The 22,981-nt window shown below is 65.6% G+C and carries 19 protein-coding genes; 9 read left to right on the top strand and 10 right to left on the bottom strand.

The window, feature by feature from the left end; genetic code table 11:
• The first annotated feature begins 44 nt into the window (after positions 1 to 44).
• From D9V34_RS09795 to D9V34_RS09825, 7 genes are all read left to right on the top strand, one after another.
• Positions 45 to 1,241, top strand: a complete 1,197-nt coding sequence (locus D9V34_RS09795) for a thiolase family protein (RefSeq protein ID WP_121688655.1) — start codon at positions 45 to 47, stop codon at positions 1,239 to 1,241.
• Between the two features lie 3 nt (positions 1,242 to 1,244).
• Positions 1,245 to 3,377, top strand: a complete 2,133-nt coding sequence (locus D9V34_RS09800; protein ID WP_121688656.1) for a 3-hydroxyacyl-CoA dehydrogenase NAD-binding domain-containing protein — start codon at positions 1,245 to 1,247, stop codon at positions 3,375 to 3,377.
• A 180-nt stretch (positions 3,378 to 3,557) separates the two neighbouring features.
• Positions 3,558 to 4,613: an LLM class flavin-dependent oxidoreductase gene (locus tag D9V34_RS09805; protein WP_121688657.1), complete on the top strand. Its 1,056-nt coding sequence runs from the start codon at positions 3,558 to 3,560 to the stop codon at positions 4,611 to 4,613.
• On the top strand, positions 4,606 to 5,922 hold the full coding sequence (locus tag D9V34_RS09810; protein ID WP_245991989.1) for an LLM class flavin-dependent oxidoreductase: 1,317 nt from the start codon (positions 4,606 to 4,608) through the stop codon (positions 5,920 to 5,922). Before D9V34_RS09805 ends, D9V34_RS09810 begins: the two co-directional genes overlap by 8 nt.
• A gap of 28 nt (positions 5,923 to 5,950) precedes the next feature.
• Positions 5,951 to 6,964 carry an amino acid ABC transporter permease gene (locus D9V34_RS09815; RefSeq protein WP_121688658.1) on the top strand — a complete coding sequence of 338 codons (1,014 nt, stop codon included), beginning with the start codon at positions 5,951 to 5,953 and terminating at the stop codon, positions 6,962 to 6,964.
• Positions 6,961 to 7,815 carry an amino acid ABC transporter ATP-binding protein gene (locus tag D9V34_RS09820; protein WP_121688659.1) on the top strand — a complete coding sequence of 285 codons (855 nt, stop codon included), beginning with the start codon at positions 6,961 to 6,963 and terminating at the stop codon, positions 7,813 to 7,815. The genes D9V34_RS09815 and D9V34_RS09820 overlap by 4 nt, the downstream gene beginning before the upstream one ends.
• A 12-nt stretch (positions 7,816 to 7,827) precedes the next feature.
• Positions 7,828 to 8,808, top strand: coding sequence for an ABC transporter substrate-binding protein (locus tag D9V34_RS09825; RefSeq protein ID WP_121688660.1), 981 nt, complete (start codon positions 7,828 to 7,830; stop codon positions 8,806 to 8,808).
• A 100-nt stretch (positions 8,809 to 8,908) separates the two neighbouring features.
• On the opposite strand, the gene dxs is transcribed toward D9V34_RS09825, so the two are convergent.
• The 5 genes from dxs to dut all read right to left on the bottom strand — a co-directional run bounded on the left by dxs (position 8,909) and on the right by dut (position 15,975).
• Positions 8,909 to 10,864, bottom strand: a complete 1,956-nt coding sequence (gene dxs, locus D9V34_RS09830) for a 1-deoxy-D-xylulose-5-phosphate synthase (RefSeq protein WP_121688661.1) — start codon at positions 10,862 to 10,864, stop codon at positions 8,909 to 8,911.
• 175 nt (positions 10,865 to 11,039) lie between these two features.
• Positions 11,040 to 13,790, bottom strand: coding sequence for an aconitate hydratase AcnA (acnA, locus tag D9V34_RS09835; RefSeq protein WP_121688662.1), 2,751 nt, complete (start codon positions 13,788 to 13,790; stop codon positions 11,040 to 11,042).
• 263 nt (positions 13,791 to 14,053) lie between these two features.
• On the bottom strand, positions 14,054 to 14,842 hold the full coding sequence (locus tag D9V34_RS09840; protein ID WP_121688663.1) for a DUF3159 domain-containing protein: 789 nt from the start codon (positions 14,840 to 14,842) through the stop codon (positions 14,054 to 14,056).
• Between the two features lie 3 nt (positions 14,843 to 14,845).
• A complete protein-coding gene (locus D9V34_RS09845; RefSeq protein ID WP_121688664.1) occupies positions 14,846 to 15,520 on the bottom strand; it encodes a DUF3710 domain-containing protein in 675 nt (224 codons plus the stop codon).
• Positions 15,517 to 15,975 carry a dUTP diphosphatase gene (gene dut / locus D9V34_RS09850; protein ID WP_183091940.1) on the bottom strand — a complete coding sequence of 153 codons (459 nt, stop codon included), beginning with the start codon at positions 15,973 to 15,975 and terminating at the stop codon, positions 15,517 to 15,519. The genes D9V34_RS09845 and dut overlap by 4 nt, the downstream gene beginning before the upstream one ends.
• A 37-nt stretch (positions 15,976 to 16,012) precedes the next feature.
• Between dut and D9V34_RS09855 the strand changes: the two genes are divergently transcribed.
• Positions 16,013 to 16,471 carry a DUF3093 domain-containing protein gene (locus D9V34_RS09855; protein ID WP_121688666.1) on the top strand — a complete coding sequence of 153 codons (459 nt, stop codon included), beginning with the start codon at positions 16,013 to 16,015 and terminating at the stop codon, positions 16,469 to 16,471.
• 182 nt (positions 16,472 to 16,653) lie between these two features.
• Here the strand turns inward: D9V34_RS09855 and D9V34_RS09860 are convergent, their stop codons facing one another.
• Positions 16,654 to 16,947: a DUF4193 domain-containing protein gene (locus tag D9V34_RS09860; protein ID WP_030143580.1), complete on the bottom strand. Its 294-nt coding sequence runs from the start codon at positions 16,945 to 16,947 to the stop codon at positions 16,654 to 16,656.
• A 201-nt stretch (positions 16,948 to 17,148) separates the two neighbouring features.
• On the opposite strand from D9V34_RS09860, the gene sepH reads away from it, so the two are divergent.
• Positions 17,149 to 18,369, top strand: coding sequence for a septation protein SepH (gene sepH / locus D9V34_RS09865; protein ID WP_121688667.1), 1,221 nt, complete (start codon positions 17,149 to 17,151; stop codon positions 18,367 to 18,369).
• Between the two features lie 96 nt (positions 18,370 to 18,465).
• Here the strand turns inward: sepH and D9V34_RS09870 are convergent, their stop codons facing one another.
• From D9V34_RS09870 to D9V34_RS09885, 4 genes are read right to left on the bottom strand one after another with little or no spacing between them, the layout of a single operon-like run.
• Complete coding sequence (locus D9V34_RS09870; RefSeq protein WP_121688668.1) at positions 18,466 to 19,476, bottom strand: LacI family DNA-binding transcriptional regulator; 1,011 nt, start codon at positions 19,474 to 19,476, stop codon at positions 18,466 to 18,468.
• Positions 19,477 to 19,491: 15 nt separating this feature from the next.
• Positions 19,492 to 20,973: a GH1 family beta-glucosidase gene (locus tag D9V34_RS09875; RefSeq protein ID WP_121688669.1), complete on the bottom strand. Its 1,482-nt coding sequence runs from the start codon at positions 20,971 to 20,973 to the stop codon at positions 19,492 to 19,494.
• A gap of 25 nt (positions 20,974 to 20,998) precedes the next feature.
• Entirely contained in the window at positions 20,999 to 21,886 is an 888-nt protein-coding gene (locus tag D9V34_RS09880) for a carbohydrate ABC transporter permease (protein WP_121688670.1), read from the bottom strand.
• On the bottom strand, positions 21,883 to 22,956 hold the full coding sequence (locus tag D9V34_RS09885; protein WP_121688671.1) for a carbohydrate ABC transporter permease: 1,074 nt from the start codon (positions 22,954 to 22,956) through the stop codon (positions 21,883 to 21,885). Before D9V34_RS09885 ends, D9V34_RS09880 begins: the two co-directional genes overlap by 4 nt.
• Between the last annotated feature and the right edge of the window lie 25 nt (positions 22,957 to 22,981).

Here is a 22,981-nt window from a genome sequence, read left to right on the forward strand (position 1 = left end):
GGTCATCCCTAGGATCGAATCAATCGATTCCTCTAGGAGGCAGTGTGGCCAAGAAAAACGACGTCTATTTCGTCGATGGAACGCGAACCCCGTTCGGACGTGCCGGTGAAAAGGGCATGTACTGGAACACCCGCGCCGATGATCTCGTGGTGAAGGCCATGATCGGCCTACTTGAACGAAACCCCGGTGTCCCCGGGGAACGCATTGACGACGTCGCGATTGCCGCCACCACCCAGCAGGGCGACCAGGGCCTGACCCTGGGTCGTACCGCGGCACTGCTCGCGGGCCTGCCCACTACGGTGCCCGGCTACGCGATCGACCGAATGTGTGCGGGGGCGATGACCGCGGTCACTGCCCTCGGTGCCGGTGTCGGTTTTGGTGCCTACGATCTGGCCATCGCCGGTGGTGTGGAGCACATGGGTCGACACCCGATGGGATTCAACGCCGACCCCAACCCGCGCTTTTTGGCGGAGAAGATCGTCAGCCCGGACGCGCTGAACATGGGCATCACCGCCGAGAACCTGCACGACCGCTTCCCGCAGCTGACCAAGGAGCGCGCCGACCACTTCGGTCTGCGCAGCCAGCAGAAGGTCGAGGCGGCATACCGCAACGGGAAGATCCAGCCGGATCTGATCCCGATCGCGCTGCGCAGTGAGGCGGGCTGGGGCCTGGCCGACACCGACCAGGGCATGCGTCCAGAAACCACGATGGAGGGCCTGGCCACACTGCGCACGCCCTTCCGCCCGCACGGCCGCGTCACCGCCGGCAACTCCTCGCCGCTGACCGACGGGGCCACGGTGAGCCTGCTCGCCGGAAGCCAGGCGGTCCACGACCTCAAGTTGACCCCGAAGATGCGGATGGTCTCCTTCGCCTATGCGGGCGTCGAGCCCGAGCTGATGGGCCTCGGCCCGATCCCCTCAACCGAGAAGGCACTGGCCAAGGCCGGCCTGAAGATCGAGGACATCGGCCTGTTTGAGCTCAACGAGGCCTTCGCCGTGCAGGTGCTGAGCTTCCTGGACCACTACGGCATCGGCGATGACGATCCGCGGGTCAACGCCTGGGGCGGCGCCATCGCCCTCGGCCACCCGCTGGCCGCCTCGGGTGTGCGCCTGATGATCCAGCTCGCCGCACAGTTCGCCGAGAACCCCGGCGTGCGTTTTGGGCTCACCGCGATGTGTGTGGGACTCGGCCAGGGTGGCACCGTCATCTGGGAGAACCCGAACTGGAACGGAAAGAAGTAGATTATGACCGACTACTCCACCATCGACTTTTCCCCGCTTGTCGAAGCCTCCGCCGATGAGGTGGTTACCCACAGCTTTGTGCAGGATGTTCGACTGGCCTCGGGCAAGACCCTGGCCCTGATCACCCTGGACAACGGCCGGGACCACACCCGCCCCAACACGTTCGGGCCGGCCACGCTGATCGAACTCGGTGAGCGCCTGGACGCGCTGCGTCTGCGCGCCTCCGCCGGCGAGATTGCCGGCGTCGCCATCACCGGTAAGCCGTTCATCCTGGCCGCGGGTGCCGACCTCTCCAAGGTGGGGGATCTCGACAGCATCGAGGTCGCACGCCTGCTCCCCCGCCTCGGCCACCACGTGTTTGGCAAGCTGCACACCCTCGGTGTGCCCACCTTCACCTTCATCAACGGCCTCGCCCTGGGCGGCGGACTAGAGATCGCGCTGAACAGCGATTACCGCACGGTGGATACCTCGGCGGCCGGTATCGGGCTGCCCGAGGTCTTCCTGGGCCTCATCCCCGGCTGGGGTGGGTCCTGGCTGCTGCCCAACCTGATCGGCATCGAAAACGCCCTCAAGGTCATCATCGAGAACCCGCTCAAGATGAACCGAATGCTGCGTCCGGCGCAGGTCCTGGAGCTCGGGATCGCCGATGCGAGTTTCGGGTCGGCAACGTTCCTGGAGTCCTCGCTCGCTTGGGCCTCCGGGGTCATCGAGGGCACCACCAGGGCGTCGCGTCCGAACGTGCCGGGCAAGCTTGAGCGCCTGGCCAAGTGGGACATCGCCCTGGGCATCGCCCGCAAGACGCTGGAGTCGAAGATTGGCACCGAGCCGGTCGCCCCGTATCTGGCACTGGACCTGATCAAGGCGGCCAAGTCCGTCTCGCGTGAGGAGGGCTTCGCCCTCGAGGACGAGGCGCTCACCACGCTGATCGCCGGCGACCAGTTCCGCGCCTCGATCTATGCCTTCAACCTGGTGCAAAAGCGCGCCAAGCGGCCCGCGGGTGCCCCCGATAAGGCCCTCGCCAAGAAGATCACCAAGGTGGGTGTGATCGGGGCGGGCCTGATGGCCAGCCAGTTCGCGCTGCTGTTTGTGCGTCGCCTGCAGGTGCCGGTGGTCATCACCGACCTCGACCAGGCTCGGGTGGACAAGGGCGTGGCCCACATCCGCGACGAAATCCGGGCGCTGGCTGAGAAAGGCCGCATCTCCGGCGACGAGGCCAACCGTCTCGCCGCGCTGATCCACGGGACCACCGACCGGGCCGAGTTTGCCGACTGCGACTGGGTCATCGAGGCGGTGTTCGAGGAGCTGGAGATCAAGCAGAACGTGTTTGCCGACTTCGAGAAGATTGTGCGCGAAGACACCATCCTGGCCACCAACACCTCCTCGCTCTCGGTGGAGAAGATCGGAGCCAAGCTCGCCCATCCCGAGCGCCTGGTCGGCTTCCACTTCTTCAACCCGGTTGCGGTGATGCCGCTGATCGAGGTGGTCAAGGCACCGGCGACCAACGATGAGACCCTCTCCACCGCGATGGTCGTGGCCAAGAACCTGCGCAAAAACGCTGTCATCACCCGCGATACCCCGGGCTTCGTCGTCAACCGCGTGCTGGCGGTCCTGCTGGGCGAGGCGATGCGCGCGGTGGATGCCGGCACCGGATTCGGGACCGTGGACTCGGCCCTGGCCCCGCTGGGCCTGCCGATGGCACCCTCGGCGCTGCTCGACCTGGTGGGTCTCAAGGTGGGGGCACACGTGCTGGACACCCATCACAACGCCTTCCCCGAGCGCTTCTACCGCTCGGAAAACCTGCACAAGCTGGCCGACTACGGCACGCTGCTGGAGCGGGACGCCAAGGGCAAGGTCAAGGGATTCGATAAGGGTGCTCTGAAGCTCGTCTCGGGCGGCAAGAGCCCGGTGTCCGAGGCGGAGATCCTGCGCCGGGTGCAGGACGGCCTGGCCACCGAGATTCACCTGATGCTTGAGGACGACGTGGTGCACGCCGCCGAGGACATCGACCTGTGCCTGATCCTGGGTGCCGGTTGGCCCTTCATCGATGGCGGGATCACCCCGTATCTGGACCGCGTCGGGGCGAGCTCGCGCACGTTTGGTGCGAGCTTCCACGACCCGCAGATTCGCGGGCTGTAGCCCGCGAACCAGAAGCCCGCGAACCGCAAGCCGCCCCGGACCGTTTGGTTCGGGGCGGCTTTGTGTCGCACCTAGCTGGGATTCTTCCGAGCGTCCAGGGGAATTCGTCATCTTTGGTTGTGTGCTGTCATCCGCGTTCACCCTTCGTTTTTGTTGGCCAATCGGGCCTAGCGTTACCCCATGACCGCACGCACCGATTCCATTCCCGCCACCCCGACCCCGTTTACCGTGGGGATCGTGCTGGATCCCGGCGGGCCGCTGCCTCCCGACACCGCTCCCGCCCTGCGCTTTGACCGTGCGTATTGGGCCGGGCTTGTGCACGCCGCCGAGGGTGGCGGATACGACCAGGTGCTCTTCGCCGGATCCTCCGCGGGCGCGGCACCGGGACTGGACCCGGTACTTCTGGCCTCCGCATTGGCACCGGCCGCGGAGAGAATCGCGCTCGTCCCCGAGGTCATCACCGGCGTGCTCGAACCGTTCCATCTGGCCGCCGCAGTCCAGACACTTGATCACCTTTCTCGTGGACGCGCGGGCTGGCTGGTGCGTCCGGGCCCTGCGGGGGCTGGGGGCGTGCGAGAGGACATCGAGGATGCCTCCGAAACTATCGCGGCGAGCCGCCTCCTGTTTGACAGCTGGGAGGAGGACGCCGAGATTCGCGATGTGGCCACCGGGCGCTATATCGATCGGGATCGGGTACACCGGGTGGATTATCGAGGTTCCCGGTTCACGATTCTGGGACCGTCCTATGTCCCTCGATCGCCACAGGGATCGCCACCCCTGTTCATTCGGGTTCCCGCGCTTTCGGATGCGGAGGCGGCGGGCCGACTGGCGCGTGCGGAGCGTGATTTTGCCCTCGAGTATGCGGACACCATCATCCTCGATGCCACCTCGGGCGCACACCCGGAACACACCCTCCGGGCGTTGCGCGAGGCCGGGGCGACGCGGATTGTGATCGAGGTTGTGCCGCCGTCCGGGCCGGAGGCCGTCTCGGCTCTTGCCGAGCGCGCCCTGCGCTGGCACCGCGATGGGGTCACCGGAATTCTCCTACGGCCCACGATCCTCCCCGGCGGACCCGCGGATCTGGACACCCGACTCCTGGCCGAGCTGTGGGGCCTCGGGCTTCCGCCCACCCACGGCCGTTCAACGCCGAGCCTGCGAGCCCTGCTCGGATTGCAGCCTGCGCGCAATGCGTTTGCGGAGGCTCGTCTTGCGAAGGTGGGTACCCACGGTGAATAACGCACGCACCGCGCGGCAGGTACACCTGGTGGGTTATTTCCCCGGCGTGAATCACTCGACGGTCTGGTCGGACCCCGGCTCGGGTAGTCAGGTGGAATTCGATTCGTTTGCACACCTCGCGCGCACCGCCGAGCGCGGCCTCTTCGACTACGTGTTTCTGGCCGAGGGGCTTCGGTTGCGCGAGCACAAGGGCGAGATCCATGACCTCGACGTGGTGGGCAGGCCCGCCGCGCTCCCGCTGTTGTCGGCTCTGTCCACCGTGACCGAGCGCATCGGCCTGGTCGCGACCGTCAACTCCACCTTCAATGACCCCGCCGACCTGGCGCGGCAGTTTGCCACGCTGGACCATCTCTCGGCCGGTCGAGCCGGGTGGAACGTTGTCACCAGCTCGGAGGCGTTCTTCGGAGCCAACTTCCGCCGGGGTGGGTATCTTGACCGCAACGACCGTTACGACCGTGCTGCCGAGGTTCTCCGGGCGGCCGCGGCGCTGTGGCGGGCACGTCCCGGTGCCGAATTCGGATTCCGCGGGGCGCAAATCCGCCTTGACCGAGTCTCAGGCGTGACCCCCGGCCCGCAGGGTGCGCCGGTGATCGTGCAGGCCGGAGACTCCGCCGACGGGCGCGAGTTTGCCGCCGAATACGCCGAGGTTGTGTTCTCTCCGCATGCCGACCCCGAACCCGCCGCGCGCCTGGCCGCGGACCTCACCGAGCGCCTGGCGCGGTTTGGTCGCACCCGGGAGGATCTGCGCATCCTTCCCTCGGCAACCTTCGCTCTGGGCGACACCGAAGCCGAGGCGCAGGAAAATGCGCGGGAGATTGCTCGCGCCCAGGTCACCCCACAGACGGCCATTGCCACGGTAGAGCGTATCTGGGGGCGCGATCTCTCGAATCTCGATCCGGACGGACCCCTCCCGCACGAGGAGCCCGGTGAGGATGAACTGCGGCGCGGGCAGGCACCGCATCTCGGGGAGCGTCGGAAGATCGCCGCCGACTGGCAGGAACACGCTCAGGCGGAGGGGCTGAGCCTGCGTGAGGTGGTGACGCGGAAGATCAGCTCCTTCACCCTGGTGGGCACCCCGGCTGCCGTGGCGGAGCGTATCGCCGCCGACGTGGCCTCGGGCCGGGTGGACGGATATGTGCTGGTCCCGCACCTACAGCCACACGGACTCGACACCTTTGTGGATCGGGTCATCCCCGAACTGCAGGAGCGCGGCGTATACCGCACCGAGTATCCGGAGGGCACCACCCTGCGCGACGTGTTAGACCTTCCCCGGTCCCCGTTGCTCACCCGGGACATTCGGGCGAATTAGCTGCGTACCGGTAATCGAAAGGAACCCCATGACCACACATGTCACCGCGGCCTCCGTCTCCACCAACAACCATCATGATCCCACTCCACCATCCGGGGAGGCCACTCCCCTCCGGGTGGTGCCGCTGCGGCATCCCTGGCGCTGGGTCTTCGGATTTCTCGTTGTCTTCGCTGTTGCGCAGCTGGTCTGGACACTGTTCTCGAATCCGCGCTGGCGGTGGGACACCGTGGCCGACTATCTGTTCGCGCCCTCGATCATCAACGGCCTGTGGCTCACGCTCTGGCTGACCGCGGTTTCCGCGGTGCTGGGGTTTGTACTGGGTGCGCTCCTCGCCCTCGCCAGGCTCTCGGCTTCCCCGCTGCTGCGGTCATTCGCCTGGGGTTTCATCTGGTTCTTTCGGTCCATACCGCTCGTTGTGCAACTGGTCATCTGGTACAACCTCGGATATCTGTTCTCCACGATTGGGCTCGGGTGGCCCTTCACCTACGACTTCTGGATCGTCGAGTTTAATACCAATCAGCTCATCTCCGCCGGTGCGGCCGCAGTTCTCGGGCTCTCCCTGCATCAGGCCGCCTACTCGGCCGAGATCATTCGGGCCGGAATCCTCTCGGTGGATCGCGGGCAGTTCGAGGCGTCGGCCGCGCTTGGTCTTCCCCGGCACACCCGGTTCTTCCGCATCGTGCTGCCCCAGGCGGCCCCGGCGATCATCCCCAACGCGTTCAACGAGGTGATCGGGCTTCTCAAGGGGACCTCGGTTGTTTTTGTGCTGGCGATTCCCGAGCTGTTTTACACGGTCCAGGTCATCTATAACCGCAATCAGCTGGTGATCCCGCTGCTTTTGGTGGCGGTGATCTGGTACACGGTGTTCACCACGGCGCTGAGCCTGCTCCAGAATCTGATCGAGCGCCGCTTTGCCCGCGGTGCCCAGCGAGCCCTTCCGCCCACACCCGGAGCCCGTCTTTGGGCGGTGATTCGGCGACGCCCGAGTCGAGACGGCGACACCGCCGCACACACGGGTACCCCCGAGGGAGCCCGGGCATGAGCGCCGCAGTGCCGGCGGCGACCGATCGTCTGGGCCGGATTCGGATCGACGGCGTGAGTAAGTCATTTGGTACCCGCAGGGTTCTCGATGGGGTGTCCCTGACGGTCGAGCCCGGATCCGTGATCGCACTGGTGGGGCCCTCGGGCTCGGGAAAATCCACGCTATTACGGGCGATCAACCACCTGGAAACCATCGATGCGGGCTCGATCACCATCGACGGAAACTATATTGGCTACACCCGTCACGGCGATCGGTTGTATGAGCTCCGCGAGAGCGAGGTGCTGCGGCGACGCACCGCGGTGGGCATGGTATTCCAGAATTTCCACCTGTTCCCGCACCTCACGGTGCTGGAGAATATCGTCATTGCGCCGCTGTCGCTGCGCCGCGCGGACCGACCGGCCGCCGAGGCGCGGGCGCGTGAATTGCTCGCCCGGGTAGGCCTGGCCGAGTATGCCGAGGCGTATCCGCGGCGGCTCTCCGGCGGCCAGCAGCAACGGGTCGCGATCGCCCGGGCCCTCGCACTCGAACCTGCCGTCCTGCTCTTTGACGAGCCAACCAGCGCCCTAGACCCCGAGCTGGTCGGCGAGGTGCTCGCGGTTATCCGTGAACTCGCACACGGCGGTACCACCCTGATCATCGTCACCCATGAGATTGGGTTTGCCCGCGAGGTCGCCGATCACGTGGTGTTCCTGGACCACGGGAGCATTCGCGAACAGGGCCCGCCGGATGTTGTCCTGGTGAATCCGTCACATGCCCGTACCCGCGCATTCCTGCGCCACCCCACCGCCACCGAAACCCCCGAATCGGACCATGAATCACCCGCCTCCCCCATCAACGCACCACAAGTATGAGGGAGAAGCATCATGAATATCCGCGCCACACGGCGTCGCCGAGGCCTGATCCTCGGTGCCGCACTCACCGCACTGGGGCTCCTGCTCGCCGGATGCGCCGCCGAACCGCGGGCATCGGCACCCAGTACGGGCCCGTTTGATCTGACCACAAAAAACGTGCGGGCCCGGCCCCGCATCGATCCGGTTCCCGAGGCGGTGGCCGCGCTCCAGGCCTCGGGATTCACCCCCGCAAAGTCCGGGACGCTGACCGTGGCCCATGCACCGTTCACACCCCCGATTCTGTTTCTCGCCGAGGACGACAACAAGACGATCCTGGGCAGCGACGCCGATTTTGCCCAGCTGATCGCCGATGGGCTCGGGCTCACCTACGCACCCAAATCGGTGTCCTGGGCCGACTGGCCACTCGGGGTGCAGTCGGGAAAATACGACATCGGAGCCTCAAACATCACCGTGACCGAGGAGCGTAAAGACCTCTTCGATTTTGCCACCTACCGGGACGACGTCGTCTCCTTTGCGGTCGCCAAGGACAGCGCCATCACCCGCATCAGTGAGGCCAAGGACGTCTCGGGAAAGAAGGTTGTGGTGGGCAGCGGAACCAATCAGGAAAAGGTGCTGCTGGGGTGGTTTGCCGCCAATGAGGCGGCCGGACTCCCGCCGGGTGAGGCCGTGTACTTTGACGATGTGGCGGCCGCCACCCTGGCCCTCACCTCGGGCCGGGTGGACGCCACACTCGGGCCCAATGCCACCAATGCGTATCGGGCCGCCACCACCGGGGAAACCAAGCTGGTGGGAGCGATCAACGGCGGCTATCCGGCCAATGCCGAGATCGGGGCGGTGACCGCAAAGGGCAATGGCCTGGCCGAACCCATCCGACTCGTCCTCAACTCGTTGATCGCCGACGGTACCTATGCGAAGGTACTGAAGCGCTGGTCGGTGGAGGTTGAGGGGTTGGATGTGTCTCTGGTGAACCCGCCGGGACTCCCGCGCGAATAGAGGCGCGACCGCTTACCCAGGTTGCTGGCTCGACACTCTGGGGTGCCGAGCCGGCTACCTGGGTGGTGCTAGTTTCCGGTGACGCTCGTTTCTGCTGACACTACTTGCCGGTGACCGCGTCGAAGCCGGGGCTCGTGGCCGGGTGCGGGTCCTCGCCGTCCGGACGGGCGACCGGGATGCGGCTGCCGAGTACCTGGGCGACCACGTCGCGGGCGATCTGCTGGCCGGTCAGCCCGGCATCGGTCAGGATCTGCTCACGCGAGGCGTGATCGATAAACAGGTCGGGCAGGCCCAGCTCGTCTACCGCGGTGTCCACTCCGGCCTCACGCAGACGCTGACGGATGCGGGTACCGATGCCGCCCACGCGCACACCGTCCTCGAGCGTGATGACCAGGCGGTGGCGACGTGCCAACTCCACCACGTCTTCGTTCACCGGGACGACCCAGCGGGGGTCCACGACGGTCGCGCCGATGCCCTGCGCCCGCAGACGCTCGGCCACATCCAGCGCGATCGTGGCCATCGGGCCCACGGCGACAATCAAGACGTCCTCACGGTCGCCCTCGGCCAGCACATCGACCCCGCCCTCGGTACGGCGCAGCGCGGCGATCTCCTCGGGTGCCGATCCCTTGGGGAACCGGATTACGGTCGGGGCGTCATCCACGGCCACGGCCTCGGCCAGCTCCTCACGCACACGAATCGCGTCACGCGGGGCGGCGATGCGGATACCCGGGACAACCTGCAGGATCGAGAGATCCCACATGCCGTGGTGAGAGGGGCCGTCGGGGCCGGTTACACCGGCCCGATCAAGCACAAACGTGACGCCGGCCTTGTGCAGGGCCACATCCATCAGGATCTGGTCGAACGCACGGTTTACAAAAGTCGCGTACATCGCCACCACCGGGTGCAGACCCGCATAGGCGAGACCGGCCGCGGAGGTCACCGCATGCTGCTCGGCGATCCCCACGTCGTGAACCCGGGTCGGGAATCGCTCGGCAAAGGCGTGCAGACCGGTGGGACGCAGCATCGCGGCCGTGATCGCCACAACCTTCTTATTCCGGGTTCCCTCGGCGAGCAGGGCGTCGCTAAAGACGCCCGTCCAGCTCTGCTGCGAGCTCGTGCTCAGCGCACGGCCGGTCACGGGATCGATCTTGCCCACGGCGTGGAACTGGTCATCCTGGTCGTCGCGGGCGGGCTGGTATCCGCGGCCCTTCTCGGTGATCGCGTGCACGATGACCGGGGCACCGTAGTTCTTGGCCTGGGTCAGCGCCTCCTCCATCGCGTGGAGGTCGTGTCCGTCGATCGGACCGATGTACTTAATATCGAGGTTCGAGTAGAGCGCCTCGTTGTTGCTGGCGCGGGAGAGGAACCCGTGGGTGCCACCACGCACGCCGCGGTAGAGGGCACGGCCGGGAGCGCCCAGCTTGGCAAAGAACTGCTCACTGCTGCGTCGCAGCGAGCGGTAGGACTTCCGGGTGCGGACGTCGTTGAGGTAGCGTGCCATGCCGCCGATGGTCGGCGCGTAGGAGCGGCCGTTATCGTTGACCACGATGACCATGCGACGCGCGTTGTCGTCGGTCATGTTGTTGAGCGCTTCCCAGGTCATGCCGCCGGTCAGCGAGCCGTCGCCCACCACTGCGACAACCGCCCGATCAGACTGTCCGGTCATCGCAAATCCGCGCGAGATCCCGTCGGCCCAGCTCAGTGAGCTCGAGGCGTGTGAGGACTCCACGATGTCGTGGTCGGATTCGCTGCGCTGCGGATATCCGGCCAATCCCCCACGCTCGCGCAGGTGGCTAAAGTCCTGGCGGCCGGTCAGTAGCTTGTGCACGTAGGACTGGTGTCCGGTATCAAACACGATGGGATCGTTCGGAGAGTCGAAGACGCGGTGGATCGCCAGGGTCAGCTCCACCACCCCGAGGTTCGGTCCCAGGTGTCCCCCGGTGAGCGCAACCTTATTGATCAGGAACTCGCGGATTTCCAGGGCCAGCACCTTGAGCTGCGACTCGGTCAAACCATCCAGGTCACGGGGGGATGAAATCTTCTCAAGAATCGACATGGGTACTCCTTCGCTGTCTGCCTGCGCGGGGGCGCGGACTCGTGGATCGGACAGCGTCCGAGGCACAGGGATAGTTTAGGTGATCCGAGCACATATTGGGTGTGAGCCGCGCGCCGAACAAACCAAAGCCGGCCCCGGAAGGTTCCTTCCGGGGCCGGACTTTCGGGGTTACGAACTAGCCAACAAGGCTGCGCAGCACGTACTGCAGGATGCCACCGTTGCGGTAGTAGTCGGCCTCACCGGGGGTGTCGATACGAACCACGGCGTCGAACTCGACCACGGCCTTGCCCGGAGCGGAGAACTCACTCGGGACGGCGGTCACGCGGACGGTCTTCGGGGTGGTGCCGTTGTTGAGCTCCTCGATACCGGCGATCGAGACGATCTCGGTACCGTCGAGGCCCAGCGACTCGGCACTCTCGCCGGCCGGGAACTGCAGCGGAACAACACCCATACCGATCAGGTTCGAACGGTGGATCCGCTCGAAGCTCTCGGTGATGACGGCCTTCACGCCGAGCAGCGAGGTGCCCTTGGCGGCCCAGTCGCGGCTGGATCCCGAACCGTACTCCTTGCCACCGAAGATCACCAGCGGGGTGCCGGCGGCCTGGTAGTTCTGCGAGGCGTCGTAGATGAAGGACTGCGGGCCACCCTCCTGGGTGAAGTCGCGGGTGTAGCCACCCTCGACGTCGTTCAGCAGCTGGTTGCGCAGGCGGATGTTCGCGAAGGTACCGCGAATCATGACCTCGTGGTTTCCACGGCGCGAACCGTAGGAGTTGAAGTTTCCACGCGAGACGCCGTGCTCGGTCAGGTAGCGACCGGCCGGGGTGTCGGCCTTGATGGCACCGGCGGGGCTGATGTGGTCGGTGGTGACCGAGTCGCCCAGCTTCGCCAGTACACGAGCACCCACGATGTCGGACACCGGGGTGGTCTCCATGGTCATGCCCTCGAAGTACGGGGGGCGACGCACGTAGGTGGACTCATCGTCCCACTCGAAGGTTGCGCCATCCGGGGTGGGCAGCGAACGCCAGCGCTCGTCACCCTCGAAGACGCTCGAGTACTGCTTGTCGAACATCGCGGTGTCGATCGACTCGTCGATGACCTTCTGGACCTCCTCGGCGGCGGGCCAGATGTCCTTGAGGAACACCGGGTTGCCGTTGAGGTCGTCGCCCAGGGAGTCGTTTTCGAAGTCGAAGCTCATCGAACCGGCCAGGGCGTAGGCGATGACCAGCGGAGGGGAGGCCAGGTAGTTCATCTTCACGTCGGGGTTGATGCGACCCTCGAAGTTACGGTTACCCGAGAGCACGGCGGTGACCGCGAGGTCGTTCTGGTTGACGCCGGCCGAGATCTCCTCGAGCAGCGGACCGGAGTTACCGATGCAGGTGGTGCAGCCGTAGCCGACCAGGTAGAAGCCGAGGTCCTCGAGGGACTCGGTCAGACCGGCCTTGTCGTAGTAGTCGGTGACAACCTTCGAACCCGGTGCCAGGGTGGTCTTGACCCACGGCTTGGCCTTGAGGCCCAGCTTGCTGGCGTTGCGAGCCAGGAGCCCGGCGGCCATCATGACCGAGGGGTTCGAGGTGTTGGTGCACGAGGTGATCGCGGCAATCGCGACGGCGCCGTGGTCGATCGTGAAGGACTCGCCATCGGCGAGGGTCACGGTGGTCGGCTTGGACGCGGCGGCCGGGGCCGGGCTGGTCAGCGCGGTGGCGAGCAGTTCGTCAGTGCTGAGCTCGGCGGGCTGTGCGTACACGGGAAGGTCGTGCTCGAACTGCGACTTGGCGGCCGAGAGCTCGATGCGGTCCTGGGGACGCTTCGGACCTGCGATCGAGGGCACCACGGTGGCCAGGTCGAGCTCCATGTACTCGGAGTACACGGGCTCGTGGTCGGCGTTGTGCCACAGACCCTGGATCTTCGAGTAGGCCTCGACCAGGGCAACCTGCTCCTCGCTGCGGCCGGTGAGGCGCAGGTAGTCGAGGGTCACGTCATCGATCGGGAAGACCGCGGCGGTCGAACCAAACTCGGGGCTCATGTTACCGATGGTCGCGCGGTTAGCCAGCGGAACCTGGGCCACCGAGGGGCCGTAGAACTCCACGAACTTACCCACAACACCCTGCTTGCGCAGCATCTCGGTGATGGTCAGCACCACGTCCGTAGCGGTCACGCCGGCGGGGATCGCGCCGTTGAGCTTGAAGCCGACCACCTTGGGGATCAGCATCGATACGGGCTGGCCGAGCATTGCGGCCTCGGCCTCAATGCCACCCACACCCCAGCCGAGCACACCCAGGCCGTTGACCATGGTGGTGTGCGAGTCGGTACCCACACAGGAGTCCGGGTAGGCCTGGAGGGCACCGCCGACTTCGCGGGTCATGGTGACGCGGGCCAGGTGCTCGATGTTGACCTGGTGCACGATTCCGGTGCCCGGGGGCACCACCTTGAAGTCGTTGAATGCGGTCTGGCCCCAGCGCAGGAACTGGTAGCGCTCACCGTTGCGCTCGTACTCGATCTCCACGTTGCGCTCGAAGGCGTCGGACTGACCGAAGAGGTCGGCAATCACCGAGTGGTCGATGACCATCTCGGCCGGTGCCAGCGGGTTGATCTTGGTGGGGTCGCCGCCAAGGGCGGAGACGGCCTCGCGCATGGTGGCGAGGTCCACGATGCAGGGAACACCGGTGAAGTCCTGCATGACCACGCGGGCCGGGCTGAACTGGATCTCGGTGTTGGGCTCCTCGGTGGGGTTCCACGAACCGAGGGCTTCGATCTGGGCCTTGGTGACGTTGGCACCATCTTCGGTGCGCAGCAGGTTCTCCAGGAGGACCTTCAGACCAAACGGGAGCTTCTCATGTCCCGGGACGGTGTCGAGGCGGAAAATCTGGTAGTCGGTTCCCCCGACGGTCAGATTCTGCTTCGCACCAAAGCTATTGACGGTAGACACTACGCGTTCTCCTCTGGCTAGACAGGCGCGCCCGCACCTGCGTTCAAGGACCCTCCTCCCCTGCCGCAACAGCGGGGAACTCGGTGCCTTGGTTCGCATGTTCGCTACGTCGCGACTAAGGCTGTCCTTATTTATCTTGATGTCGAGATAATTCTATCAGTATTCCGACGCGGTGTCGCTCACATCCGTGCGTGGCGTGTGGGTAAACGACCGCGACCCCCGCCCGTTTCCGGGTGGGGGTCGCAGAGGAGTTTACGAGTGTTCTAGGAACGTTTATCCGCCGTTTCGCCGCGGCGATACACCGAGCGGACGATCAGCCAGGTCAACACCAGGACCGGCGCGTAGAGCGGCAGGCCCATCGCGATCCGGGTCAGACCCAGCGCCGCGACGTTTCCGGAGAAGTAGAAGGGCAGCTGAACCGCCAGTCGGGCCACAAACATGCCCACCCAGGCCAGGGTCAGCCAGGTGAACACACGCCGCTTAAAGCGGTCGTGACGCCAGGCCACGCCGTCGCCCATCAGGTACCCGGCCAGCACGCCGATCAGCGGCCAACGGACGGCGATCGAGATCAGCAGTCCGAGGGCATATCCGGAGTTCACGTAGAACCCCAGCACAAAGTTGTCTTCGGCACGGCCCGTAGTGAGAGCCAGCACGGCCGAGGCCACCACTCCCACCAGGCCGCCGATCGCGGCGGTGACCGAGGACTTGCCGATCAGTCGCGCCACGGTTGCCACCACGGCGATTCCCACCGCCAGGCCGGCGGCCCAGGGCAGGCTCTGCGTCAGCGTAAAAACGATGACAAAGAGCAGGCCCGGAACCACAGCCTCGATGATGCCGCGGATGCCACCGATCGCACCCAGCAGGGCGGTGCCGGTATTACTGCCACCGGAGGCCAGCGCACCCAGTGAGGAGCGCGCCGCCACCTGGGCCAGCGTCTCACTGAGCTTGGGCGAGATCTCCTCGCCGTCCGCGGGTACCGGCTGGCTTGACTCCGGCTGGTGTGACCCTGACTGGTGTGACTCCGGCGGGGTGGTCGAGTCGGACGAGGTCATGCCCTACTCGGTTCCCGGGGCCACCGGCATCTTCAGCGCGAGCAGGTCGCGCGGAGGCATCGGGGTGTTGCCGCGGACAACCACGACACTACGGAACAGGTCATCGATGGCCTCAATGGCCTCGGTGTTGCCCTCCTCGGCACCGGCACCGGCCACAACGCCGCGCAGGAACCAGCGGGGACCGTCCACGCCGATGAAGCGGGCCGCGCGTGCGCCGCCCGGGTTTTCGGGGGTGGTTTCGCCGGGCAGGGTCGCAAACAGCTCCGGGCCGAGAATGGTCTCGACCTCGCGAACCTTGCCGCCCTGACCGTTGATGCCCACGGTGATCTGCTCACGGGTCTCGTGCCAGAGGCCCGAGCTGCGCGGCGCGGCAAATGCCTGCACCTGCAGGGTCGAACCGGCATAGTCGAGTCCCACGGCGATGATGCGCTGGGTGGATTCCTCCACCTCGAGGCGCAGGTTCAGCCCCTCACGCGGGAGGATTTTGACGCCGCCCAGGTCGATGTAGGGACGAACCGGGTTCGCCTCGCTCTCGTCGTACGGGCCACCCTCCACGCGGTCGGCCGGAGCCGACTTCGCGTCGATAGGCTCGGCGACGCTCTCGGCGGCGGTGTCCTCTGCATCCACAACGTCCACCGCGTCGGTGGCGGGGGCGGTGCTGTTCTTTTTCCTAATCATGCCTGTGCTCCTGTCTGAGGACGACCATACCCGGTCGAACCGAATCCTGTCTCACCGCGTTCGCTTTCAGGTAACACATCTACCGGAATGAAGCGTGCCTGGGTGACCGGCATGATGATGATCTGTGCAATCCGATCCCCCACCGCAACCTCATACGGGGTCGAGGAATCGGTGTTCAGCAGGATGACCTTGATCTCGCCGCGATAGCCGGCATCGATGGTGCCCGGGGAGTTCACCACGGTGATGCCGTGCTTGGCGGCCAGGCCGCTGCGCGGAACCACAAACGCGGCATGCCCGTCGGGCAGCGCGATCAAGACACCGGTACCCACCAGGGCACGCTGGCCCGGGGCGAGGGTGACCGCCTCGGCGGCCATCAGGTCGGCACCCGCATCGCCCGGTTGCGCATAGCGCGGGGCTTCTCGGGCGATAATAGGGATATCAACACTTTCGGTCACAGATCGAGGGTAATGCACATCGATGAATGATTGAGACATGACCCAGTATCACGAACGACTTTTCCCTTCCGTAATGGTGTTTGTTGCCACCGCCCTGGTGATCCCCGCGAGCATTCTGGTGTTCTTCCCGATCTCACTGACGGTGGGATACGTGGTGGCCGCGGTGCTCTATCTGGGATCGGTCGCCCTGTTTTTGACGATGGCCCCCACGGTGTCGATCAACGACGGGGTACTGCGGGCCGGACGCGCCCGCATCCCGGTCACCGAACTGGGCACCCCCGAGGCCTTCACCGGGGAGGCCGCGCGTGCCGAGCGCGGCGTCAACCTGCACGCCCGCGCGTACCTGCTGCTCAACGCCTGGGCGCAGCAGGCGGTGAAGGTCCCCGTGGTGGACGCGCAGGACCCGACCCCGTACTGGCTGATCTCGACCCGCCGCGCGGGTGAACTGGCCGCGGCGATCGAGGCCGCCCGCCGCGAACAGGTCGAAGCCGCCTAGCCGTCGTCACCGACACGGCGCGTGTTCGCCCGTCGCGAAACCGACGGGACAGCACCCAAATGCGCCCTCCCGGGCCGGCTACGTCCCGCCGCCGCACGGTCCCGCGCGAAGCCGGCACCGGGCACACAAAAGGCCCTCACGATTTTCATCGTGAGGGCCTTTTGACACTGTGTTGTTAGAGCCTAGGCGGCGCACTCCACACAAACCGGGCCGAGCTTGGTCTCGTGGTCGATCTGGGAGCGGAACTTCACCAGGAAGCAGCTCACACAGGTGAATTCGTCCGCCTGCGGGGGCAGAACGACCACGTCGAGGTCGAGGTCCGAGAGGTCGGCACCGGGCAGCTCGAAGCCACCGGGGTTGTCCGCATCCTCGTCACCTACAGCGCCCGAGAGTTTGTCCGGCACGCGCTCCTTAAGCGCTTCGATCGATTCGGAATCGTCGTCGCTTTTGCGAGGTGCGTCGTAATCCGTTGCCATGTTTTTCCACTTCTCTTCGCCTTTACCGATCTGAATCGGCGGCCATAGTTTGCAACAATCCGCGCTCAATAGCAAACCGAGCGACGTTTTTTCCCAGCGTTTTGTCGGGAACACACGCCGCGCCCGCGCGATTACGCGTTTCACCCGGCATTCATGGCACCATTGTTCACAGGATTTATGACGCCGAAAGAGGCAGGGCACATGCAGGAATTGAAGGTTGTTGGCATCGAGGATGGGGCCCTCATCGCTGCTGCGGAAAATGGGGACCGCTTCAAACTGGAAATCGATGAGGTGCTGCAGTCGCAGCTCCGTCGGATGAAGTCGCCGCTCGCGGCGACCCCGAAGATCAGGCCGCGCGAGGTTCAGGCACACATCCGTGCCGGACTCTCCGCCGAGGAGATTGCCGAGCTGACCGGCGCCGATGCCGACTACGTTCGCCGCTTCGAGGGCCCGATCCTGGCCGAGCGCGAGCACATGGTTGCCGCGGCACTCAGCGTGCCCGTGGTGGCCGCCTCCGTGCCCGGGACCGAGGAGGGTGAGGCCAACTTCGGTTCGGCCATCCGTGCCCGCCTGGAATCTCTTGAGGCCGAGGGTGAGCGTTGGACCAGCTGGAAGGACGAGGAGGAGGGCTGGATTGTCAAGCTGTCCTTCACCGCCGCCCGGGTTGAACACGATGCCCGCTGGACCTTCGATCCCAAGCGCCACGTCCTGAGCCCGCACAACAGCGAGGCCGTGACCCTCTCCAAGCAGGGCGAGATTGCCGCCCCCCTGATCCCTCGTCTGCGCGCCGTGGAGCCCACCGTGGATCCCAGCGAGGCACGGTTTAGCACCGACGCGTTTGAGACCGGGGTCATCGCCCCGATTACCCCGGCGGCCCCTACCGAGGGCCCCACGGAGTCGGTCGCCAGCCTGATGGGACAGCGCCGGGTTGAGCCCGCCCACGCGGTGGAGTCACACCGTCGCGGACCCAACGCCGCCGCCGATGCCGCAATCAACCGCGCCGAGGATCGTGGCGATGAGGGCAACCAGCACACCGCCGACCTGCTCCAGGCGCTGCGTAAGCGTCGTGGAGAGCGCGAGAACCGTGCCGAGCGGGAGTCGCGTCTGGAACACGACCAGCGTCAGGTGGAGCCCGCCGCGGACGCCGACACCGGGTTTGGACTGCGTCCGGTGGATGTGCCGCTGGAAAACTTTGAAACCCTGACCGGCGAGGTGCCGGTTCAGACCGAGGCCCCCGTCGCGGACACGCACACTGCCTCGGAGTCCGACACGTCGGGCCACACGGCATCGGCGCCGAACATCGAGCACGAGCCCTCCACACACGCGGATAACTCAACCGGCGCGATCCGCAACCGTCGCGGCCGTAAGGCCATGCCGTCCTGGGACGAGATCGTCTTCGGCGCCCGCACCGAGGAAGACTAACTACCTAAACCTCTACGGGCGGCCACGTGAAAACGTGGCCGCCCGTTTGCGGTTGGGAGCGCCGCGGTTTTGTGCGCCGTGCTGCGTGCGCTCCGGCTACGCCGACTCGCGAATGATCAGCTCGGCCGGAACGATGGTTTCCACCTCCGGGGACTCCCCCGCCAGAATCTCCAGGAGCCGCTGGGCGATCAGCTCGCCCTGCAGCCCCGAGGGCTGACGCACGGTGGTCAGCGCGGGGCTCACCTCGGTGGCCACCGAGGAGTCATCAAATCCGACCAGGGGAAGATCCTCGGGCACCATGATGCCCGCGCTGGTCAGCGTGCGCAGGGCCCCGCGCGCCATCAGGTCGCTGGCCACAAAGAGCCCGTCGATCCCGCCACGCTGCAGGAGCCGCTCCATCGCCAGTTCCCCGCTGTGCTCGGAAAAGTCACCGATTTCGATCAGGGTGTCCGGCAGGTCCGCCGCGCGCAGGGCCTCCTGAAATCCGGTCAGTCGGTCGAGGCCGGCGGGCATGTCCTGGGGACCGGTGATCGTGGCAATGCGCCGCGCCCCGCGCTCGATCAGGTATTGGGTGGCCATGCGGGCACCCTCGGCGTTATCGATGTCCACAAAATAGTCCCCCACGGTGCCGCGCATCCGATTGGGGCGCCCACCAAACACGACGGGAAGGGCGTCGGCGATGCGGTCCACGAAGCGGTCCCGTGCATGGTGGGAGATCACAATCGCCCCATCCACGTTGCCGCCACGCAGGTAGGCGGTAGTTTTGTCGCCGTCATCATCGGTGGCAATAAAGATGTTGAGTACGTAATCGGATTGACTCAGTCGACGATGCACCCCGGAGACCACGGTGGCAAAAAACGGATCGCCGAAAAATCGACTGGTGTCTTCGGGGACCACCAGCGCGATCGCCTTGGTCTGGCGCCGAACCAGGCTGCGGGCAGCCTGGTTCGGCACATAGGAGAGCTCGGCGATCGCACGTTCCACGGCCTCACGGGCCGCCGGACTCACCGCCTGGGCACCGTTAACCACACGGGAAACGGTGGAGCGAGAAACGCCCGAGCGGGCGGCGACCGCCTCGAGTGTGACCGGGGGTTGTGCGGGGCCCACTCGGTGCCTCCTTGACTAGTGCGTGTGCAGGTACAGCGGCACACCCGTGTACGTCGGAACGGACAGGGTCCGGTTCCGAATGATCCGATGATACTCCATGGCACTGTCCTTGAGCGTGCGCTGCTGGGTGTCGTAATCCACCCGCACGATACCGAAGCGCTTCCGGTATCCCCAGGCCCACTCATAGTTATCCACCAGGGACCAGTAGAAGTACCCGCGTACGTCCACCCCAGCCTCGGCCGCGTCCAACACGGCACCCAGATGTGACCGGAGGAATGCCGTGCGTTCGACATCGTGCACGCGCTCCTGACCGTCCTCGATCACCACCTCGTCATCGTAGGCTGCACCGTTTTCGGTGACAAACAGGACGGTGTCGGTGGGCCGCGCATACTCCTCCCACACCCGGGTGAGCACGCGGGTCAGTCCCTCGGGCTGAACCTCCCAGCCCTGTCCGGTGCGAGCAAGACCCCGCTCGTGCGGGTGGATGTCAGCCGGTGCCGGCCAGGGGGCCCGAATCGCGCGATCGGTGGGCGCCTCAAGCTCGATCGGCGGGACGGCCGGGGCGGTACCCGACACAAACTCGCCCTGGTAGTAGTTCACGCCCAGGGTGTCAATCGGCGTCGAAATCACGTCGAGGTCACCCTCGTGCACCGCCGCCTCCAGACGCTTCAGCGCCAGCGGTTCCTCGGTACGAATGTCGGCCAGGATGTCGGCCGGGTAGACGCCGCGGAACACCGGATCGAGGAACCAGCGGTTGAACTGACCGTCGAGCTTGCGGGCGGCATTGCGGTCGCCCTCGGCGTGCGGATCAACCGGGTCGGCCACGGTCAGGTTGAGGGTGATCCCCAGGTTTAGGGACGCATCGCGGGCGCGCAGCTCGCGCACCACCTGCCCGTGCCCCAGCAGCAGGTGGTGCGCGGCGAGCAGCCCCTCACCGGCGTCCTGGTGTCCGGGGGCGTGTGCCCCGGCGATGTGGCTGAGGAACGAGGAGCACCAGGGCTCATTCAGGGTCGCCCAGTTGGTAACCCGGTCCCCCAGCGCATCGTGGACCGAGAGGGCGTACTCGGTGAAGAGATCGGCAGACTCGCGCACGGTCCAGCCACCGCGCTCCTGGAGGGCCTGAGGCATGTCCCAGTGATACAGGGTCAGCCAGGGCATAATGCCGGCCTCCAGGAGCTCATCCACCAGGCGACTATAAAAGTCGATCCCCGCCGGATTGACAGCACCCGCATCCGGCCGTACCCGCGACCAGGAGGTCGAGAAGCGGTAGGACTCCAGGCCCAGGCCCTTCATCAGCGCCACATCCTCGCGATAGCGGTGGTAGTGGTCGCAGGCCACATCGCCATTATCGGCATTGATGACAGCACCCGGCACCCGGGCGAACTCGTCCCAGATCGACGCGGTGCGTCCATCCTCAAAGGCGGCACCCTCGATCTGGTACGCGGCCGTGGCCGCACCAAAAACGAAGTCCCGTGGGAAGGAGCGTGGTGATGACATGGTGATCTCTTTCTTGAGAAACGAACTAACCCTTGACCGCTCCTGCCATGATCCCACTGACCAGCTGCTTGCCGGTGAAGACAAACAGGACAAGCAGCGGAATCGTGGACAGTAGCACTCCGGCCAGCACGATCGAATAGTCCACAAAGTGGTTCGACTGCAGCAGCGAGAGGGCCACCGGAAGGGTCGGGTTTTGACGATCCAGCACGATAAACGGCCAGAAGAAATTGTTCCAGGAGGAAATGAAGGTAAACAGCGCCAGCATCGCCGCTGCCGGACGGGCGGCGGGCAGACCCACGGTGAGGAAGGTGCGGAAGGAACTGGCACCATCCACCCGGGCAGCCTCCAGGAGCTCGTCGGGCACCGCCTGACGCAGGTACTGGGTCATCCAGAACACCCCGAACGCGCTGGTCAGCGCGGGTACGATAATCGCCCCGATGGTGCCGGTCCAGCCCAGGTCCGAGAACAGAATGTACAGCGGAACAACACCCAGCTGGGTCGGCACGGCCATGGTCGCGATCACAAAGATCAGCAGCACATTGCCGCCGCGGAACTTGAGCTTGGCAAACGCCCAACCGGCCAGCGTGGAGAAGAAAACCACCGAGAGCGCGATCAGTGCCGAGCTGTAGAAGGAGTTCCAGAGTGCCAGCCAGAAGTTCACCGCCGGGTCGTTGATCACCGTGAGGGCGTTGTCGATGAAGTTTCCGCCAGGAATCCAGGAGGGGTTACGAATGGTCTGAGCATCCCCCGAACCGATCAGGAACGACCACCAGAACGGGAACAGGCTCCCGGCAATCATCGCCCCGAGAATCCCGTAGACGATCCAGCCGGGACGGGAGCCGCGCACGGTTCGGCGGCGGCGCGGCTCGGGGGCCGGGGTCGCGCGAGACGGCGACAGGGTGGGTGCGCTCATCGCGATACCTCCTGAGATGTCGAACTGGGTGCGGCCGCGGCGGACATGGCGGCCCGGTCGCGTGCGGCGATACGGCGCTCGCGCCGGGTGGGCGGACGGTGCCCACCCTCGTCCCGAACCAGATTGCGGGTGACAAACAGGTTGATCACACCGATCAGCAGGATGATGATGAACAGGATCCAGGCCAGCGCCGCGGCACGACCGAAGTTCCACTCCCCCCAGCCGGTGTTGTAGAGGTAGAGCGAGATGGTCAGCCACTGGCTGTTGGGTCCTCCGGTGCCGGGCCGGTCATACATGCGCGGCTCGTCGAAGATCTGCAGACCACCAATAGTCGAGGTGATGATCACAAAGATCAGCGTGGGCTTGAGGCTCGGCAGGGTGATGGAGAAGAACTGGCGGATGGGGCCGGCACCGTCCACGGTGGCTGCCTCGTAGTAGTCCCGCGAGACCGCCTGCATCGCGGCCAGCAGAATCAGGATGTTGTAACCGGTCCAGCGGAAGTTCACCATCGTGGCGATGGCGACGTGGCTGAAGAAGGCGTTGGAGTGCCAGGGAATCGGGTCCAGGCCGATCGTCTGGATCAGGGTGTTGATGATGCCGTAGCGGTCACCAAACATGTTGCTGAAAATCAGGGCGACGGCCACCGGGGCCATCACGTAGGGCACCAGCACACCCATCCGCCAGAAGGTCTTGGCACGGATGTTTTTGTCCAGCAGTGAGGCGATGAACACGGCCACGATCAGCTGCGGAACGCTGGAGAGCAGGAAGATGCTGAAGGTGTTGCGCAGGGCCAGCCAGAACTTGGGCTGGCCGAGCACGTAGGCATACTGCTCAAACCCGATGAACTCACCGGTGCCGCGCACCAGGTCCCACTCCATGAAGGAGATGACCGCGGTAAAGGCGATTGGGAAGAGACCCACGACCGCGAACAGGATAAAAAACGGGGAGATGTAGAGGTAGGGGGAAAGCTTCAGATCCCAGCGGGACAGGCCGCCGCCGAAACCCACGCGGCGGGTGGCGCGGGGGCGGGATCGGGCGCCGCCGGGCGCGGTGGTGGAAGAGGACACGATGCTCCTAGACAGAACGTTTGACGGG

Origin of the sequence: Mycetocola lacteus, from assembly GCF_003667575.1 — a bacterium.
Taxonomy (GTDB): domain Bacteria; phylum Actinomycetota; class Actinomycetes; order Actinomycetales; family Microbacteriaceae; genus Mycetocola; species Mycetocola lacteus.

Coding starts and splice junctions, on each gene's coding strand:
- D9V34_RS09820 (WP_121688659.1), top strand. CDS start 6,961: ATGAGCGCCGCAGTGCCGGCGGCGACCGATCGTCTGGGCCGGATTCGG.
- D9V34_RS09815 (WP_121688658.1), top strand. CDS start 5,951: ATGACCACACATGTCACCGCGGCCTCCGTCTCCACCAACAACCATCAT.
- dxs (WP_121688661.1), bottom strand. CDS start 10,864: ATGTCGATTCTTGAGAAGATTTCATCCCCCCGTGACCTGGATGGTTTG.
- D9V34_RS09845 (WP_121688664.1), bottom strand. CDS start 15,520: ATGATTAGGAAAAAGAACAGCACCGCCCCCGCCACCGACGCGGTGGAC.
- D9V34_RS09875 (WP_121688669.1), bottom strand. CDS start 20,973: ATGTCATCACCACGCTCCTTCCCACGGGACTTCGTTTTTGGTGCGGCC.
- D9V34_RS09860 (WP_030143580.1), bottom strand. CDS start 16,947: ATGGCAACGGATTACGACGCACCTCGCAAAAGCGACGACGATTCCGAA.
- D9V34_RS09805 (WP_121688657.1), top strand. CDS start 3,558: ATGACCGCACGCACCGATTCCATTCCCGCCACCCCGACCCCGTTTACC.
- D9V34_RS09840 (WP_121688663.1), bottom strand. CDS start 14,842: ATGACCTCGTCCGACTCGACCACCCCGCCGGAGTCACACCAGTCAGGG.
- D9V34_RS09880 (WP_121688670.1), bottom strand. CDS start 21,886: ATGAGCGCACCCACCCTGTCGCCGTCTCGCGCGACCCCGGCCCCCGAG.
- D9V34_RS09855 (WP_121688666.1), top strand. CDS start 16,013: ATGACCCAGTATCACGAACGACTTTTCCCTTCCGTAATGGTGTTTGTT.
- D9V34_RS09800 (WP_121688656.1), top strand. CDS start 1,245: ATGACCGACTACTCCACCATCGACTTTTCCCCGCTTGTCGAAGCCTCC.
- sepH (WP_121688667.1), top strand. CDS start 17,149: ATGCAGGAATTGAAGGTTGTTGGCATCGAGGATGGGGCCCTCATCGCT.
- D9V34_RS09825 (WP_121688660.1), top strand. CDS start 7,828: ATGAATATCCGCGCCACACGGCGTCGCCGAGGCCTGATCCTCGGTGCC.